This is a genomic window from Phenylobacterium sp., assembly GCF_041919955.1.
GTDB lineage: Bacteria > Pseudomonadota > Alphaproteobacteria > Caulobacterales > Caulobacteraceae > Phenylobacterium.
Map to the genome: position 1 here is coordinate 41648 of NZ_JAYRSU010000014.1, position 15934 is coordinate 57581.

The following is a 15934-nucleotide window of genomic DNA, read 5'->3' on the forward strand; positions in this document are numbered from 1 at the left end:
GAATTGGGGCGCTTCGTTGAAATGACATAATTGCCACGCTGCAGACGAAAATGAGCCACACCGGCGGCGGTGATCCAGGAAGCCGACGGCTCACGGCGCTGCTTTGCTGTCGACGGAAGGCGCGCGCGACGGGCATAATGGATTCGGTTGTTCCGGGGCGGCGATGCAACGAGACGTCGAGTCTGCAGCGGCGGCGCGAAACGCAGGTGAGACGCTGCGTGCAGCGCACGCGGAACTGTTGCGGGACAAGGCGTTTCAGTTCGACCGCGTGTCTTTTCAGCCGCCCAAGCCGCCTCACTGGTTGGATTGGATCGGCGACCTGCTGAAGACCGCCGGTCCTTTGCTTCAGTGGGTGTTCTGGATCGGCGTCGCCGTCCTGGTGCTGCTGATCGTCTATGGCCTGGGACGCGAGCTGCTGCGCCTCGGCGGACCCAGGCCGAAGGCGAGCCCCGCGCCGGTTGAAGCCGAACCCGAATGGCGGCCCGATGCAGAAGCGGCCCGAGACCTGCTGGCGGCTGCAGACGCCCTGGCCGTTGAGGGCCGGTTCGCCGAGGCCGCGCACCTGATCCTTCTGCGCAGCGTTGAGGACATCGAGGCGCGCCGGCCGCGATCGGTCCGGCCCGCGCTGACAGCCCGCGAGATCGCATCGCTGGCGGCGCTGCCGGCCGCCGCGCGTCCGGCCTTCGGCAAGATAGCCCGGCTGGTCGAACGCAGCCTGTTCGGCGGGAGCCCGGTGGATGCCGCCGACTTCGCAGACTGCCGCCGCGACTATGAAGCCTTCGCCCTGCCGAACGGATGGACGACGTGAGGGAGGGCCGCGACAGCGCCGGCTTCTCGCCGACCGTGATGGTCGTTCTGGTGCTGGTCGGCGTCGTCTCGCTGGCGGGTCTGGGCCTCTTGTCGGCCTATACGCCCGAGTTGCGGTCCGGCGACGACGGGCGCGAGCATGCGCTCTCGCGATCCTCGGTCGGGTTCGCGGCGGTCGCGCGGCTGCTGCAGAAAAGCGGCGAGCCGACGGTCCTGAGCCGCGGGCCGCTGTCACCAGCCGCAGAGGACGGCTTGCTGATCCTCACCCTGTCGGCGCAGACGCGGCCGGCGGACATCGAGGACTTCGAGCACGCCGGGCCGATGCTGATCGTGCTGCCCAAGTGGCGCACGACGCCTGATCCCCTGCATCGCGGCTGGGTAAAGACCGACGGGCTGCAGTCGAACAAGGTCATACTGAACGTCCTTCCGAAGGACATCGCGCAGGGGCTGCAGTTCGTTCAGCGGCAGAAAGGCGCGCAACCGGTGGCGCTGCATCGGCCGGACGGCTCCGCTTTTCCGTCTCCCGAGCGCATCTCGAACCTTCAGGGCCTGATCAGCCCGACCTGGCGGCCGGTGCTGCTGGACCAGGACGGCGTCGCGGTCATGATCCATGACGGGCGCGGGCGCTACATTCTCGCCGATCCGGACTTCCTGAACACCGCAGGAGTGAAGAGCCTGGCGGGTGCGCGAACGGCGGTGGCCATGCTGGACCTGATCCGGGCCGAGGACACGCCGGTTGTCTTCGACCTGACGCTGCACGGCTTCCAGAGATCGCTCAACCCGTTGCGACTGGCCCTGGAGCCGCCGCTGCTGGGGGCGACGCTGTGCCTGGCCCTGGCGCTGTTGCTCGCGGGCTTGCAGGCGGGGGTGAGGTTCGGCCCCGCCCGCTCGGCAGGCCGCGCTTTGGCGCTGGGTAAGCGCGCCCTGGCCGACAACACCGCGGCCCTGGTGCGTCTGGCGCGCCGCGAACATCGCATGGCCGAGCCCTATGCCGAGCTTGTCAAAGCCGAGGTGATCAAAGCAGCGAGCCTGCCGCGCGGCCTAGACGAGGCCGAGGCCGAGATCGTGCTGGACCGAATGGGGCAGGCCGCGGGCGTATCGCAGAGATTCAAGGTCCTGGTCGAGCAGGCCCGCGCCGCCCAGACCCCGGGCGACCTGCTGAAGGCCGCGCGAGACCTTTACCAATGGAGACAGGAGATGGCCCGTGGACGTCGCTGAGGTGAACGTGATCGCCGCGCAGATTCGGCGTGAGATCGCCAAGGCGGTGATCGGCCAGGACGAGGCGGTGGACTTGCTGCTGACAGCGTTGTTCGCCGGCGGCCACGTGTTGCTGGAAGGTCCGCCGGGAACGGCCAAGACGTTGCTGGCCCAGGCCTTCGCCACGAGCCTGGGCCTGGACTATGGGAGGATCCAGTTCACCCCCGACCTGATGCCGGGCGACATCATCGGCGCCAACCTGTTCAACTTCCAGACCAGCACCTTCACCCTGACCCGCGGGCCGGTGTTCTGCGAACTGCTGCTGGCCGACGAGATCAACCGGACGCCGCCCAAGACCCAGGCCGCGCTGCTGGAGGCGATGCAGGAGCGGCGGATCACGATCGACGGCAAGCCGCACCCGTTGAGCGAACGTTTCACCGTGGTGGCGACGCAGAACCCGATCGAGCAGCAGGGCACCTATCCGCTGCCCGAAGCGCAGCTCGACCGCTTCCTGTTCAAGCACGTGCTGGCCTATCCCGCACGGGAGGCCGAGATGGCGATCGTCGCTCAGCATGGCGCACGGAGCGGGTCGCCCAATCCGTCGGATTTGGGCGTCGCGAAGGTGGCGGAGGGCGATGCCGTGCGCGACGCGGTCGCCACCGTGGCGAAGGTCAGGCTCACCGACGACGTGGCGGGCTACATCGTCGATCTGGTGCGGGCGACGCGCGAGACGCCGGAGACCGAAACCGGCGCTTCGCCGCGGGCTGGCGCCATGCTCGCCCTGGCCGCGCGGGCGCGGGCGACGCTGGAAGGGCGCGACTACGTCATTCCCGACGACGTGAAGACGCTGGCCCTGCCGGTGCTGCGTCATCGGCTGGTGCTGTCGCCGGCGGCCGAGATCGAGGGGCGTCAGGTCGATCAGGTGATTGCGACGCTGCTCGACCAGGTGGCGGCGCCGCGGTGATCTATCCGACGCGACGAGCTGTGCTGATTGGCGCGGCCGGCGCGCCGCTGGCCCTGCTTGCAGGGGTAGCGGGAGAAGGTCTGTGGCTGGCCGGCCTGGCGTGGGTCCTCGTCCTGCTTCTGGCGTTGGCGCTCGACGCCATGCTGGGCGGGGCGCGGGACGGTCTGAGCCTGATCGCGCCGCGCGCGCCGCTCGCCGCGGTCTCGCGGGACGGATCGGCCAATTTCGAGCTTCGCTTCTCGGCGCGGGCGCCCGCGACGCTGGAAGCGGCGCTAGGCGGTTCCGAGCGGCTAGGTCTGCTTCAGGACGTACTGCGCGCGCCGGTCGAGCACGGCCTCGCTGAGCTTTGCTTTCCGCTTCGGCCGCAGCGCCGGGGGCCGGCGCGGCTGGAGACGTTGTGGGTGAGATGGACAGGGCCCCTGGGTTTGGCCTGGAAACAGAAGATCTTCGCGCTCGATCTCGACGTGCCGGTGACGACCGACCTGCGCCGGGTTCGGGACGAGGCGGTGCGCCTGTTTGCGCGCGACGCCCAGTTCGGGGCAAAGATCCAGCGCGAGGTCGGGGAGGGGGCCGAATTCCACGCCCTGCGCGACTTCCAGCTGGGAATGGACCGGCGGGCGGTCGACTGGAAGCAGTCGGCCCGGCACGCTGTGCTGCTGGCCAAGGAGTTCCGAACCGAGCGCAACCACCATGTCATCCTGGCGCTGGACTGCGGGCGGGCCATGAGCGAGCCGCTGGGCGAGGCGCCGCGTATCGACCATGCGATCAACGGCGGGCTGTTGCTGGCCTATGCCTGCCTTCGCTCCGGCGACCGGGCCGGCCTGTTCTCGTTCGATTCCGCCCCGCGCCTGTCGACCGGCGCCCTGGGCGGACCGGACGCGTTCCGCACGCTGCAGCTCATGGCCGGTCGTATCGACTACTCCACCGAGGAGGCGAACTACACGCTCGGGCTGACGGCCCTTGCAGGTGAACTTCAGCGCCGGTCGCTGATCGTGATCTTCACCGACTTCACCGACTCGACCTCGGCCGAGCTGATGATCGAAGCGGTGGGGCGGCTTGCCGAGCGCCACCTGATCATCTTCGTCGTCATGCGCGACGACGAACTGGACGAGATGATCTCCGCCGAACCGTCGACCCCTGAGGACGTCTCGCGCGCGGTTTTCGCCGGCAGCCTGAGGCGTGAGCGCGACCTGGTGGTCTCGCGGCTGCGCCGGCTGGGCGTTCATATCGTCGAGGCGGCCGCCGACCGGCTCGGGGCGGCGGCGATCAACGCCTATCTGGACCTGAAGCGGAGGGACATGCTGTGAGCAAGGCTCCGGACCTGCGCCTCAAGAGCCAGCGCTTCCGCCAGGAGCGGGAAGCTGACTGGACACGGCTGGAACGCCTGATGGACAAGGTCGAGGCGCGCTCGGCGAGCGCGCTGACGGACGAGGAACTGCTGGCCATTCCGGCGCTCTACCGCTCCACCCTGTCGGCATTGTCGGTGGCGCGCGAGACCTCCCTCGATCGCGGGCTGATCGACTATCTCGAGCTGCTGTCGGCCCGCGCCTACTTCTTCGTCTACGGCGCGCGCTCGACCCTCGCCGAGCAGCTGTCGGCCTTCTTCCGCGAGACGTGGCCGGCGGCGGTGCGGACGCTGTGGCGAGAGACCCTGGCGGCGGTCGTCCTCACCGTGGTGGCCGCGGTCGCCGCCGCGGTGCTGATTTCGCAGGACGGCCAGTGGTTCCAGGTGTTCGTGCCGGTGGATATGGTCCAGGGACGCGATCCCGCCGCCTCGACGGAAAGCCTGCGCCAGGCGCTTTATCATGACGGCGATCACAACGGCCTGTCGGTGTTCGCCACCTTCCTGTTCACGCACAACGCCCAGGTCGCGCTGGCCGCATTCGCGCTGGGCTTTGCGTTTTGTGCGCCGACCATCATGCTGCTGCTCTACAACGGCGCGACGCTGGGCGCCTTTCTGTCTCTCTACGTCAGCCGTGGATTGGGCTTCGAGCTGGGCGGCTGGTTGCTGATCCATGGGGTCACGGAGCTCTTCGCGATCATTCTGGCGGGGGCGGCGGGCCTGCGCATCGGCTGGGCGGCGGCGTTTCCCGGCCGCGCGTCGCGACTGGCGTCGATCTCCCAGGCCGGCCGCACCGCCGGCGCGGTGATGGGCGGGGTGGTCGTCATGCTGTTCCTGGCGGGCCTGCTCGAGGGCTTTGGACGGCAACTGGTGACCAACGATCTGGCGCGCTACGCCGTCGCCGCCACGAGCGGCCTGGTCTGGCTGGCCTATTTCTACGCCCCGCGGCGGGGAAGAGCGTCGTGAATGACACCACGCGCAGCTTTGTGACGCCGGAAGGCGTCGACCTGCGGCTGCAGATCGGCGACGCGGGCCAGCGCGCCGGAGCGTTCCTGCTGGATGGGGCGATCATCCTGGCGGTGCTGATCGGTCTGACGATCCTGGCGTTCGCGGCGGGCGTGCTGGGTGGACCCAATCGGATCGAGGCGGCGGCGATCATCTGGCTGCTGATCGCTTTCCTGCTTCGGAACTTCTACTTCGCCGCCTTCGAGCTGACGGCCTCCGCGGCGACGCCAGGGAAACGGATCCTTGGCCTGCGGGTGGCTGCGCGCGACGGCGGACGGCTGCGGGCGGAGGCGGTTCTGGTGCGCAACGCCCTGCGCGAGCTGGAGTTCTTCATGCCCCTGGCGATCGTCGTCGCGCGCGCAGACGAGGGCGGGGCTTCGGCGTGGATGTATCTGCTGGCGATCTGCTGGGCGGGAATCTTCTCGCTGTTTCCACTGTTCAACCGCGATCGCCTGCGCCTGGGCGACCTGGTCGGCGGCACCTGGGTCGTGCGCATGCCCCGCCAGCGGCTGATGCGCGACATGGCCGACGAGGGCGCTGAGAGATTGGTGCGATACCCGTTTACGGCCAAGCAGCTCGACGCTTATGGCGAGAAGGAGTTGCACGTGCTGGAAGACGTCATACGCCGTCGCGACCGCAAGACCATGCGAGCAGTGGCCGAACGCATTGAAAGCAAGATCGGCTGGGCCGAGCGCGACTACGACGACTACGATTTCCTCGCCGCCTACTACGCCGCGCTGCGCGGCAGGCTGGAAGGACGAATGCTGATGGGGCGGCGGCGGCGCGACAAGCACGCCGCCTGAGAGCGTCAGTCGAACACCGAAGCCAGCTGGTTGACGCCGACGCCTTCCTTGATCGCGCGAAGCTCGTAGTAGATCGCCGCAGCGCCAGCCGAACTGATAACGCCGCCAATGACGCTGGCGAGAGCGTCGCCGACGACGCTGGCGATCGCCGAGGCGCCGGCCCCGCCTGCGAAACTGAACGCCACGGCCACGCCGCCAAGCACAAGAGCAGCGGCGAAGTAGACCGCGAGATAGGCCACGAACAGGCCGAAGATTCGCCAGCGATGGCCGCGGGTGAGGTTCCGGCTGCGAGACAGGGAGTCGAAGACGCCGATCCGCTCCACGACGAAGGCGGGCGCAGCCACGCTCCACATGATCATGAGGATCACGCCGGGAACAATCAGGAGCATCGTGCCGAGCATGACGCCGAGGCCGACCAGCAGGCCGAGACCGAGGAGAGGGGCGATGAACGGGATCGACTTGCGCATCTCAGCGAAGGCGGAGGCCGACTGGCCGTTCAGGGTGCTGACCGCGACGCGGACGATGGTGGCTTGGAGCAAGGCCGAGCCGATGACCGCGACGACGAAGCCCACGGCGCCCAGGCCGAAAGTGGCCAGTCCCGTCGCCGCAGACGGGGCCTCGCCGCCGGCGTAGGCGACCTGGGCCCAGCCCAGAGCCAGGGCCGGGAGCCCAGACAGCGGGGCCGACAGAACCAGCAGTTCCTTCAGATTGCTGCCGATGACCTGAAAGGTGTTCTTGACGACCCGGCCGAAATCAAACTGACCGACGACGCCTTCCGCAACGGCCATTCCGCCCTCCATTGAGACCCGGCCCAATGAAACCTGTGGTCGCGCTTCGATCAAGCTGCAATCGCAAAGCTTGCGGGCAAAGAAAAACGGCGCGGACCGGTGGGGCCGCGCCGTTCTCAAAGCTCAGGCCTGGCGGCCGACTGGCGATCAATGCTCGCCGAAGTCGCCTTCCTGTTGGCCGGCGCCGCCTTCCAGCATGTCCTGGGCGGCTTGCTCGTCGGCGAGACGATCTTCCTCGAACTGCGAGGCGATCACGTTCTCACCGCGCGCCTGGCGCTCGGCCTCGTCCGCGCTGCGGGCGATGTTGATGTTGACGCTGATGGTCACTTCCGCGTGCAGGCGAACCTTCACGGGATGGACGCCCAGGGTCTTGATCGGCTTGTCGAGAACGACCATCGAGCGGTCGATCTTGCCGCCTTCGGCGTTGACCATGTCGGCCACGTCGCGGCCGGTCACCGAACCGTAGAGCTGGCCGGTTTCGCCAGCCTGACGGATCAGGATGTACGACGAACCGTCGAGCGCCTCGCCGGCCTTGCCGGCGGCGTCCTTGGCCTTCTGGTTGCGGGCTTCGATTTCGGCGCGCTGGGCGTCGAAGATCTTCAGGTTGGCGGCGGTGGCGCGCAGGGCCTTCTGACGGGGCAGGAGGTAGTTGCGGGCGAAGCCGTCCTTGACGGTGACCACATCACCCAGGCCGCCACGGCCTTCGACGCGTTCGAGCAGAACAACTTTCATCTGGCTGTCCTCCTTACTTCACGACGTAGGGCAGGAGGGCGAGGAAGCGGGCGCGCTTGATGGCCTTGGCCAGTTCGCGTTGCTTCTTGGCCGACACGGCGGTGATGCGCGAGGGCACGATCTTGCCGCGCTCGGAGACGTAGCGCTGCAGCAGCTTCACGTCCTTGTAGTCGATCTTCGGCGCGTTGGCGCCGGAGAACGGGCACACCTTGCGGCGGCGGAAGAACGGACGGCGGGCGCCGCCAGCGGCGGAGGCCGACGGAGCGGCGGAGGTTTCGTCAGTCATGGTGATCCCTCCCTTTCTTAGCTTTGGAATTCTTCACGGCGCGGTTCGCGTTCGCGATCGCGGCGAGCCAGAACCGGGGAGAGCTCGAGGTCGAGTTCCTCGACACGGACGGTCAGGGTGCGCAGAACGTCTTCGTTCAGCGACAGCTGACGCTCCATCTCCTTCACCGCCGCCGGGGGGGCGTCGATGGCGAGCAGGGAGTAGTGTCCCTTGCGGTTCTTCTTGATGCGGTAGGTGAGGTTGCGAAGACCCCAGTACTCGATCTTGGCGACGGCGCCGCCGCCTTCTTCGATCAGAGCCTTGATTTGGTCGTTGAGGGCTTCAGCCTGTTGCGGCGAGATGTCCTGCCGCGAGATAACAACGTGCTCGTAGAGCGCCATGGTTCCTTTTCCCGTTTGGAGGGCGGCGCGTCCGACGCCGGGTAGCGTCGGAAACGATGGCTCTTGAGGCGCGGCGACCGGGAGTTTCCCGATCCTTTCGCGTTCCGGCCCAAGACCGCCTTCCGTGAAGAGGCGCGCTAGTACGGGAAAAGCGCTTGCGGGGCAAGGCTTTTCCCGGAAACGGCCTATTTCTTCGGATGCTTGGCGCGCCAGGCGGTCACGGCGGTGAGCGTCTCGTTGACGTGCTCGTTGGCCTTCATGTCCGAATAGGCGTGGATAACCTCGCCCGACGGCGCGATCACGTACGAGGTGCGGTTCGACCAACCCGGCTTCACCGCCAGGCTGGCGTCGTAGGTCGCGGCGATCTTGGCGCTGGGGTCTGCGGCGACCGGGAACTTGCCCGAGCACTTCTCGGTGTCCGCCGAGAAAGAGGCCAGCTTATCGAGATTGCCGGCCGTGACGCCGATCACGGTGGCGCCCTGAGCCTTGAACTTGTCGATCGACTCGGCGAACAGCCGCGCCTCGAGGTTGCAGCCAGCGGTTTCGGCAGCCGGGAAGAAGTAGAGCACCACCGGCCCCTTCTTGCGCGCCTCGGTCATCGAAAAGGTTATCGGTTTACCAGCCTGGAAGCCCGGGGCGTTGAAGTCCGGGGCTTTGGAGCCTTCCTTCAGGGCCGCCATGGCGGGGGTTGCGGCGAGCGCCGCGAGGGCGGCGGCGAGGGCGAGACGGCGCATGCGTGTTCCTCCAGGATTCCAAGGACTATAGGCGCCGGAGGCGGGTTTGTCTTGGCCGCGCGGCGAGGGGCAGGGGCGCACGACCTGCCTGCCGATGTTCCGCGCATGGTTGACGCCGGTTGACCTCGTTTGTTGCGGTTATCGCAAGGCCGATCCTGCTAACCCTCTGAAACAGCATGGCATCTGGGGGTGGCGATGCGGGTTGGTACAATCGTGAGTTTGGGGGCGTCGGCCGCGCTGGGTCTGGGCGCGCTGTTCGTCGCCAAGGTCGCGTTGCCGGCCCGCGGGAACGTCGCGGCGGCGGCCGCACCCGCGCCGTTCGCCGAGGGCGTCCCGGTCGTCGTCGCATCCCGGGACATCAAGTACGGCGAGCGGTTGAGTGCAGGCGAACTGCGGGTGATCCGCATGCCGAAGGACGCCGCCCCGGCCGGCGCCTTCGCCACGATCGATCTGGTCCTGGCCCAGGACCATGGCGGCGCGCCTGTTGCCCTGACGCCGATACTGGCGCGCGAGGCGCTGCTGCCGACCAAGCTCAGCGGGCCTGGGGCGCGGCCCTCGGTGGCGGCCGCGATCGCGCCCGGCATGCGGGCCTACACGATCGGCGTGAGCGACATTTCCGGCGTCGGCGGCCACGCGCTGCCGGGCGACCGCGTTGATGTGGTGCTGATGCGCAACCTTTCGGAAGACGCCAGCCGCAAGGTGCTGCAGGCCGAGGTCGTATTGCAGAACGCGCGTCTGCTGGGTGTCGACCTGAACGCCGATCCTACCTCGAACAAGCCCGAGGCGCCGACCACTGCGACCCTGGAGGTCAGCGTGCGCGACGCCCAGAAACTGGCGGTGGCCGCGGGGCTGGGCTCGCTCTCGCTGGCGCTGCGGGCGACTGGCGGGGCCGAGGTCGAGGCGGCGTCGGCTCTCGACGTCCGGGACGTCGTCGGCGCCCGACAGGCGGTCGGAACGCCCGAACCAGCCCGCCGCTGGCGTGCGCCCGCCGCGTCCACGCCCGCCCGCGGGCCATTGATCAGGATCGTCGAAGGAGAGGGCGGGCCGGCCAAGCCCCCCGGCGCGTGAGATCGCCATGAAAAGATCATTCCCCAGCCGTTGGCGCCTGGCGCTGGCCGCCCTGGCGACGCTGGCGATCGCCGCGCCGTCGTTCGCGGAGACCTTCGTCAGCGAGGCCGCCCGTAGCCGGACGATCAACGTGCCGCGCAACAAGTCCCTGTCCTTCCGGCTGGATTCCCCGGCCTCCAAGATCGTGGTCGCCCAGCCCGAAACCGCGCAGATCGTCGCCACCACGGACCGCAGCTTCTATGTGCGCGGCAAGGCGCTGGGCGCCACGAACCTCCTGATCTACGGCCAGAGCGGGGCGCTGCAGGAGGTGGTCGACGTTCGGGTCGGCTACGACGCCGAGGCGTTGCAGGCCGACCTCGCCGCCGCGCTGCCGGGCGAGGGGATCACTGTCCGCAATCTGGGCGAGGGCCTGCTGCTGGCTGGCGAGGTGTCGACGACGGCGGTCGCGGCGAAGGCCAAGACCCTGGCCGACAAGTTCGCGCCCGAGGGGGTGACCAGCGCCCTGACCGTGCGTGCGTCCCAGCAAGTGATCCTCGAGGTGCGGGTGCTCGAGGCTGCGCGTTCGGACCTCAAGGACGTGGGCTTCAACATCTCGGCCACGGACGGAGTGAACTTCGCCCTGTCGACGGGCTCAGGTCTGATCGGTCCGTCGCAGCCGCAGGGCGTGCTTCAGATCCGCGGCTCTATCGGCTCGACCGACATCGACCTCGTCCTACGCGCCCTGGAAGAAAAGGGCGTGATCCGCACGCTGGCCCGGCCGAACCTGGTGGCGCTGTCCGGCCAGAAGGCCAGCTTCCTGGCCGGAGGCGAGTTTCCGTTCCCGGTGCCGAACGGCCGCGACACCATCGCCATCGAGTTCCGCCCGTTCGGGGTGAAACTCGACTTCGAGCCGGCGGTCCAGGACAACGGCATGATCCGGCTGCTGGTCGCGCCCGAGGTCAGCCAGCTCGACACGCGCACCAGCCTCCGGCTGAACAACATGGACATCCCGGCGCTCACCGTCCGCCGCGCGGCCACCACCGTCGAACTGAAGTCGGGAGAGAGCTTTGCGGTCGCGGGGCTGTTCCAGCAGGACTACGCCAATGCGGTGCGCCAGCTGCCAGGCGTCGGCTCCGTTCCGGTGATAGGCGCGCTGTTCCGCTCCTCGCGCTGGAAGCGCCAGGAAACCGAGCTGGTCATCATCGTCACGCCACGGCTCGCCACGGCGGCGGACCTCGCCGCCGACCCGCAGATCATGGCCGGGCGTGAAACCAATCCGATCGACCTGATCCTCAGCGGCCTGTCGCTGGACAAGCCGCTGTCGGCCCCGGTCGGAACCGGGCCCGCGGTGCAGTAAGAGTTCGGAGGTCGCTGTCATGACCCATTGGAGTCTTCTGGGTCGTCGTGTGCTGGCGGTCGGGCCGGGCCTGGCGCCGCTTGCCCGCGGGCCGCTGTTCGGCGCGGCCTTGGAGATGGCTGGGCTGGAACGCCTGGCGGATGCTCGGGCAGGGGCTCAGGATCTCGTCGTCATCGACATCGACGCCTTCGATCAGGCCGCGCTGGGGGCGTCGCTCGGCGCGCTGGCCGCCAGCGGCGCGGCGCCGCCGGTGCTGGTGGTCGGCGAGCGGCTGCCGGCCGGGCTGGCGCGCACCGTCATGCGCCTGGCCTATTCGGACGTGTTGGAAGCGCCTTACAGCGATGAGCAATTCCAGGCGGCGGTCTACGGCCTGCTCGATGCGGCCGGAAGCCAGGCTGCAGGGGCGGGAGCCAGCGAGTCGCGGTGCTGGACCGTCGTGGGAGCTGTCGGCGGGGCCGGCGCCACCACGCTGGCCATCGAGATGGCCAGCGCCCTGGCGACGCGGGCCAACCGCGAGCGCGCGGTCTGCCTGATCGACCTGAATCTCGCCGACGGCGCGATGGCGGCCTATCTGGGCGCGCCGGCTGCGATGGGCCTGGCCCAGTTCGGACCAGCCGCCGAGCGGATGGACGCCGCGCTGCTGGCCGCATTCACGACCCCGATCGCCAAAGGGTTCGACCTGCTGGCCTGTCCGCGCGACCCCCTGGCCTTCGAGCAGATTTCGAAGGAAGCGGTGCTGCGCATCCTGGAAATCGCCTGCGAGGCCTATGACTTCGTGATCGTCGACCTGCCCCGGCATCGCCGCCCGTGGTCGCTGGAGGTCTTGGCTGGCTCCGATGAGGTGTTCATCGTCTCGGAGTTGACCGTGCCGGCCCTGCTGGCCGCCCGGGCCCTGGCCGGCGAGGTCGAGGCCGCCCTGCCGCTGGGCGCGCGGGCGCGCATCGTGCTCAACCGCCTGGCCAGCCGGATGTTCGGGCCCGCGCCCTCGGTCTCGGAAGCAGAGCGGGCGCTGGAGCGGCGCGCCGAGGCCGCGATCAGCTCGGACTGGGAAGCCGCCGCGGCCTCGGTGAATCTGGGCGGACCGATCAGCCAGCACCGGCCGAAGTCCAAGATCGTCAAGGATGTCAACGCCTTGGTCGATCGCTTGGTGGGCGGCAAGCGCCCGTCTGACCGTCGTAGCGCCTGGTCGAGAAAGGCCGCCTAATGGCTCGTTTCACCCTCGCGCCGCGGCGACCGGTCCCCGAGGATGAGCCCTCAGCTCCGGTCCAGTTGGAGCCGGCCGTCCCGCCGCCTCCGCCATCCGCCAGCGACCTGATGCTCGACATCAAGCTGAAGCTGCATGCGCGTCTGATCGAAGAGCTTGATCTCTCCAAGCTGGAAGCGCTCGACGAAGGAGAGCTGCGCCGCCAGATCATGGGGCTGGTGAGCGACTTCGCCCGAGCCGAGCGGCTGGTGCTCAATACCACCGAACTGGAAGACCTGGGCGCCTCCGTGCACGACGAGATGGTCGGGCTGGGGCCGATCGAACCGCTGCTCAAGGACGACAGCGTCAACGACATCCTGATCAACGGGCCGTTCCAGGTCTATGTCGAGCGGCGAGGGGAACTTGAGCCGACCCCCATCCGCTTCCGCGACAACGACCACCTGCTGCGCATCGTGAACCGGATCGTGGCTGGCGTCGGGCGGCGGATCGACGAGAGCCAGCCCATGGTCGATGCGCGCCTGCCCGACGGCAGCCGCGTCAACGCCGCCATCGCGCCGATCGCCATCGACGGGGCCTGTGTCTCGATCCGGAAGTTCTCCAAGAAGCCCTACACGCTGGAGAAGCTGGTCGAGGTCGGAGCCATGCCGACTTGCGTCGCCGAATTCCTGCACGGTGCGATCAAGGCGCGGGTCTCCACCGTGATCTCGGGCGGCACAGGCTCGGGCAAGACCACGCTGCTGAACGCCCTGTCGGCGGCGATCAGCCACAAGGAACGCCTGATCACCATCGAAGATGCGGCCGAGCTGCAGATGCAGCAGCCGCATGTGGTGCGGATGGAGACCCGACCACCGAACATCGAGGGCAAGGGCGAGATCCGTCAGCGGGAGCTGGTCAAGAACGCCCTGCGGATGCGTCCGGACCGCGTGATCCTGGGCGAGGTGCGGGGCGAGGAGGCCTTCGACATGCTTCAGGCCATGAACACCGGCCACGAGGGGTCGATGGCCACCATCCACGCCAACAACCCGCGCGACGCCATCACCCGCCTGGAGCAGATGGTGGCGATGTCGGGGATGAAGCTCTCGCCCGAGGCGGTGCGCGGCCAGATCGCCTCCGCCGTCGGGATGATCATCCAGATCATGCGTCTCTCGGACGGCAAACGGAAGATGATGAGCGTGTCCGAGATCGTCGGCATGGAAGGTCAAGTGGTTCAGATGCAGGAGATTTTCGCCTTCCATCGGACGCACACCACCGCCGACGGCGTGGTCCACGGCGAATTCCGCGCCAGCGGTCTGCGGCCCCGCTGCCTGGATGAAATGATGCGGCGCGGCATCGCCTATGACGCCACGAACTTCGATCCCAGCCGGGTTCTGGGATGATGAAGGTCGACGCCTCCTACGTTTTTCTGATCCTCGTCTTTGCCGCGGTGTTTTCGGCCGCCCAGGCGACCATCGGCCTTCTGCGGACCGCGCGGGTCAGGCGGAAAGTCAACCAGCGCCTGCTGGTCGCCGAGCGGACGGGCGGCGGCATCGCCGAGCTGGTGATCGAGCTGCGCAAGCAGCGCGGTCTAAACGCGGCCGGATATGCAAAAGGCGGCTGGGCATGGCTGAGCCAGTTGATCGTCCGTTCGGGAGTGCCGTACGACCCGCAGCGCTGGACCCTGGCGGTGGTCGGTGCGGCGCTGATCGGCGCGACGGCGGGCTTCGCGGTGACGCGGCAGTGGATCGCCGCGCCGATCGGCGCGGTGGTGCTGGGCGCGAGCGGGCCGATCGTGTTCCTGAAGGTCATGGCGGGACGGCGCGCCAAGGGACTGGGCATGCAACTGCCCCAGGCGCTGGAGATCATTGTCCGCAGTCTGGAGGCCGGCCATCCGGTGCCCACCGCCGTGGCCCTGGTGGGGCGCGAAATGCCCGATCCTATCGGCTCGGAGTTCGGCATGGCCTCCGACGAGATCGCCTATGGCGCCACCTTGGAACAGGCGGTGGATCGCATGGCCTTGCGTTGCCAGCATCCTGATGTCGATCTCTTCGCCGCGACGGTGCGACTGCAGGAGCGGGCCGGCGGCAACCTGACCGGCCTGCTCAAGCTGAACGCTGCGACCGTGCGCGATCGCCTGCGCATGCGTCTGAAGGTGAAGGCGGCCTCTGCGGAGGGCAGGGCCTCGGCGCTGATCCTGAGCGCGGCGCCGTTCGTAGCAGGGGGCGCGGTCACCCTGCTGTCGCCGGAATTCTACGGCGATGTGATCCACGAAAGATTCGTGCAGGTCGGGCTGGCCGTCATTGGCGGATGGATGCTGATCGGCAACCTCGTCATGCGCAAGATGATCGACATGCGGATCTGACCGGGATGGACGCCCTGCAGTTCCAGAACCTGCTGACCATGGCCGCCTTCGCCTTGCTGGCGGTTGCGGTGCTTGGCGGAGCCATGGTCCTGGTCGGCGAAATGCGCCTGCGAGCCCAGCGCCAGGCCCGCTTCCAGAGCCCGGCGGCCGCCGCTGCGCGCGGACCTGCCTTGGGCGAGGTGCGGATCTTCGGCCACGCCGTCGATGGTCTGCGGCGGCTTGGCCAGCAGGCGGCCGTGCGTGACCCGTCCAAGGTTTCGGACGTGCGGATGCGGCTGATGCGGGCCGGCTTTTTCAACCGCGATGCGGCGATCTTCTATCTCGGCGCCAAGGCGGCGGCCCTGGCTGTGGCGACCGTGGGAACGATCGTGCTGCTTCCGTTCGCGCTGAAAGGCGGCGGGATGGCGCCGGCTGCGCTGGCGGGTGTTTTCGCGGTAGCCGCCCTGCTGGGGCCCGACCAGGTGCTGAAGTCGCGCCAGAAGAGCCGGGAACTGGAGTATGCCGACGGCTTCCCGGATCTGCTTGACCTGCTGGTCGCCTCGGTCGAGGCGGGGCTCAGCCTGGACGCCGCCGTCGCCAGGGTCTGTGACGAACTCGCGCGCCGCTATCCGCGCCTCACGATCCACCTGAAGATGCTGACCCTGGAACTGCGGGCAGGCAAGTCGCGCAAGGACGCCTGGATGGCGTTCGCCGACCGGCTGGGGATCGACGATGCGCGGGCGCTGGCGACCATGCTTCGCCAAGCCGAGGAGATGGGCACCAGTCTCGGCGAAACGCTTTCGGTGTTCTCCAGCGACATGCGAAGCAAGCGGATGCTGCGGGCCGAAGAGAAAGCGCTTGCTTTGCCCGTCAAGCTGACCGTCCCGCTGATCCTGTTCATCTTCCCCTGCCTGATCGGCGTCCTGCTGTTGCCGGCTATCGTGCGGGTCATGCAGACCATGAGCCATTAG

At 68.3% G+C, this 15934-nt stretch carries 17 protein-coding genes; 12 read left to right on the top strand and 5 right to left on the bottom strand.

All coding sequences use genetic code 11. The features are described 5' to 3' along the window. Positions 1–103: 103 nt before the first annotated feature. From ACE3T2_RS12955 to ACE3T2_RS12980, 6 genes are read left to right on the top strand one after another with little or no spacing between them, the layout of a single operon-like run. Positions 104–808, top strand: a complete 705-nt coding sequence (locus ACE3T2_RS12955) for a DUF4129 domain-containing protein (protein WP_374657972.1) — start codon at positions 104–106, stop codon at positions 806–808. Further along, complete coding sequence (locus ACE3T2_RS12960) at positions 796–2025, top strand: hypothetical protein (RefSeq protein ID WP_374657974.1); 1230 nt, start codon at positions 796–798, stop codon at positions 2023–2025. Before ACE3T2_RS12955 ends, ACE3T2_RS12960 begins: the two co-directional genes overlap by 13 nt. After that, entirely contained in the window at positions 2012–2968 is a 957-nt protein-coding gene (locus tag ACE3T2_RS12965) for an AAA family ATPase (protein WP_374657976.1), read from the top strand. The genes ACE3T2_RS12960 and ACE3T2_RS12965 overlap by 14 nt, the downstream gene beginning before the upstream one ends. Beyond that, positions 2965–4275 carry a DUF58 domain-containing protein gene (locus tag ACE3T2_RS12970; RefSeq protein WP_374657978.1) on the top strand — a complete coding sequence of 437 codons (1311 nt, stop codon included), beginning with the start codon at positions 2965–2967 and terminating at the stop codon, positions 4273–4275. The genes ACE3T2_RS12965 and ACE3T2_RS12970 overlap by 4 nt, the downstream gene beginning before the upstream one ends. Further along, positions 4272–5276, top strand: a complete 1005-nt coding sequence (locus tag ACE3T2_RS12975) for a stage II sporulation protein M (protein WP_374657980.1) — start codon at positions 4272–4274, stop codon at positions 5274–5276. Before ACE3T2_RS12970 ends, ACE3T2_RS12975 begins: the two co-directional genes overlap by 4 nt. Then, the gene (locus ACE3T2_RS12980; RefSeq protein WP_374657982.1) at positions 5273–6118 is read left to right on the top strand and encodes an RDD family protein; all 846 of its coding nucleotides are present in this window, start codon (positions 5273–5275) and stop codon (positions 6116–6118) included. The genes ACE3T2_RS12975 and ACE3T2_RS12980 overlap by 4 nt, the downstream gene beginning before the upstream one ends. A 5-nt stretch (positions 6119–6123) precedes the next feature. On the opposite strand, the gene ACE3T2_RS12985 is transcribed toward ACE3T2_RS12980, so the two are convergent. The 5 genes from ACE3T2_RS12985 to ACE3T2_RS13005 all read right to left on the bottom strand — a co-directional run bounded on the left by ACE3T2_RS12985 (position 6124) and on the right by ACE3T2_RS13005 (position 9038). Further along, positions 6124–6906, bottom strand: a complete 783-nt coding sequence (locus ACE3T2_RS12985; protein WP_374657984.1) for a YciC family protein — start codon at positions 6904–6906, stop codon at positions 6124–6126. A gap of 147 nt (positions 6907–7053) precedes the next feature. Continuing rightward, the gene (rplI, locus tag ACE3T2_RS12990; protein ID WP_374657986.1) at positions 7054–7638 is read right to left on the bottom strand and encodes a 50S ribosomal protein L9; all 585 of its coding nucleotides are present in this window, start codon (positions 7636–7638) and stop codon (positions 7054–7056) included. Positions 7639–7651: 13 nt separating this feature from the next. Beyond that, the gene (gene rpsR / locus ACE3T2_RS12995) at positions 7652–7924 is read right to left on the bottom strand and encodes a 30S ribosomal protein S18 (RefSeq protein ID WP_374657988.1); all 273 of its coding nucleotides are present in this window, start codon (positions 7922–7924) and stop codon (positions 7652–7654) included. Between the two features lie 17 nt (positions 7925–7941). Next, a complete protein-coding gene (rpsF, locus tag ACE3T2_RS13000) occupies positions 7942–8304 on the bottom strand; it encodes a 30S ribosomal protein S6 (RefSeq protein WP_374657990.1) in 363 nt (120 codons plus the stop codon). Positions 8305–8489: 185 nt separating this feature from the next. Continuing rightward, positions 8490–9038 carry a peroxiredoxin gene (locus ACE3T2_RS13005; protein ID WP_374657992.1) on the bottom strand — a complete coding sequence of 183 codons (549 nt, stop codon included), beginning with the start codon at positions 9036–9038 and terminating at the stop codon, positions 8490–8492. 213 nt (positions 9039–9251) lie between these two features. Between ACE3T2_RS13005 and cpaB the strand changes: the two genes are divergently transcribed. From cpaB to ACE3T2_RS13035, 6 genes are read left to right on the top strand one after another with little or no spacing between them, the layout of a single operon-like run. Then, positions 9252–10106: a Flp pilus assembly protein CpaB gene (gene cpaB / locus ACE3T2_RS13010; protein WP_374657994.1), complete on the top strand. Its 855-nt coding sequence runs from the start codon at positions 9252–9254 to the stop codon at positions 10104–10106. A gap of 7 nt (positions 10107–10113) precedes the next feature. Next, the gene (locus tag ACE3T2_RS13015; RefSeq protein WP_374657996.1) at positions 10114–11442 is read left to right on the top strand and encodes a type II and III secretion system protein family protein; all 1329 of its coding nucleotides are present in this window, start codon (positions 10114–10116) and stop codon (positions 11440–11442) included. A 19-nt stretch (positions 11443–11461) separates the two neighbouring features. Continuing rightward, positions 11462–12646, top strand: a complete 1185-nt coding sequence (locus tag ACE3T2_RS13020) for a CpaE family protein (RefSeq protein ID WP_374657998.1) — start codon at positions 11462–11464, stop codon at positions 12644–12646. Beyond that, positions 12646–14022: a CpaF family protein gene (locus ACE3T2_RS13025; protein ID WP_374658000.1), complete on the top strand. Its 1377-nt coding sequence runs from the start codon at positions 12646–12648 to the stop codon at positions 14020–14022. The genes ACE3T2_RS13020 and ACE3T2_RS13025 overlap by 1 nt, the downstream gene beginning before the upstream one ends. After that, positions 14019–14984, top strand: a complete 966-nt coding sequence (locus ACE3T2_RS13030; RefSeq protein ID WP_374658002.1) for a type II secretion system F family protein — start codon at positions 14019–14021, stop codon at positions 14982–14984. The genes ACE3T2_RS13025 and ACE3T2_RS13030 overlap by 4 nt, the downstream gene beginning before the upstream one ends. Before the next feature lie 5 nt (positions 14985–14989). Then, the gene (locus ACE3T2_RS13035) at positions 14990–15934 is read left to right on the top strand and encodes a type II secretion system F family protein (RefSeq protein WP_374658004.1); all 945 of its coding nucleotides are present in this window, start codon (positions 14990–14992) and stop codon (positions 15932–15934) included.

Coding starts and splice junctions, on each gene's coding strand:
- ACE3T2_RS12960 (WP_374657974.1), top strand. CDS start 796: ATGGACGACGTGAGGGAGGGCCGCGACAGCGCCGGCTTCTCGCCGACC.
- ACE3T2_RS12985 (WP_374657984.1), bottom strand. CDS start 6,906: ATGGCCGTTGCGGAAGGCGTCGTCGGTCAGTTTGATTTCGGCCGGGTC.
- rplI (WP_374657986.1), bottom strand. CDS start 7,638: ATGAAAGTTGTTCTGCTCGAACGCGTCGAAGGCCGTGGCGGCCTGGGT.
- rpsR (WP_374657988.1), bottom strand. CDS start 7,924: ATGACTGACGAAACCTCCGCCGCTCCGTCGGCCTCCGCCGCTGGCGGC.
- rpsF (WP_374657990.1), bottom strand. CDS start 8,304: ATGGCGCTCTACGAGCACGTTGTTATCTCGCGGCAGGACATCTCGCCG.
- ACE3T2_RS13005 (WP_374657992.1), bottom strand. CDS start 9,038: ATGCGCCGTCTCGCCCTCGCCGCCGCCCTCGCGGCGCTCGCCGCAACC.
- ACE3T2_RS13015 (WP_374657996.1), top strand. CDS start 10,114: ATGAAAAGATCATTCCCCAGCCGTTGGCGCCTGGCGCTGGCCGCCCTG.
- ACE3T2_RS13020 (WP_374657998.1), top strand. CDS start 11,462: ATGACCCATTGGAGTCTTCTGGGTCGTCGTGTGCTGGCGGTCGGGCCG.
- ACE3T2_RS13025 (WP_374658000.1), top strand. CDS start 12,646: ATGGCTCGTTTCACCCTCGCGCCGCGGCGACCGGTCCCCGAGGATGAG.
- ACE3T2_RS13030 (WP_374658002.1), top strand. CDS start 14,019: ATGATGAAGGTCGACGCCTCCTACGTTTTTCTGATCCTCGTCTTTGCC.
- ACE3T2_RS13035 (WP_374658004.1), top strand. CDS start 14,990: ATGGACGCCCTGCAGTTCCAGAACCTGCTGACCATGGCCGCCTTCGCC.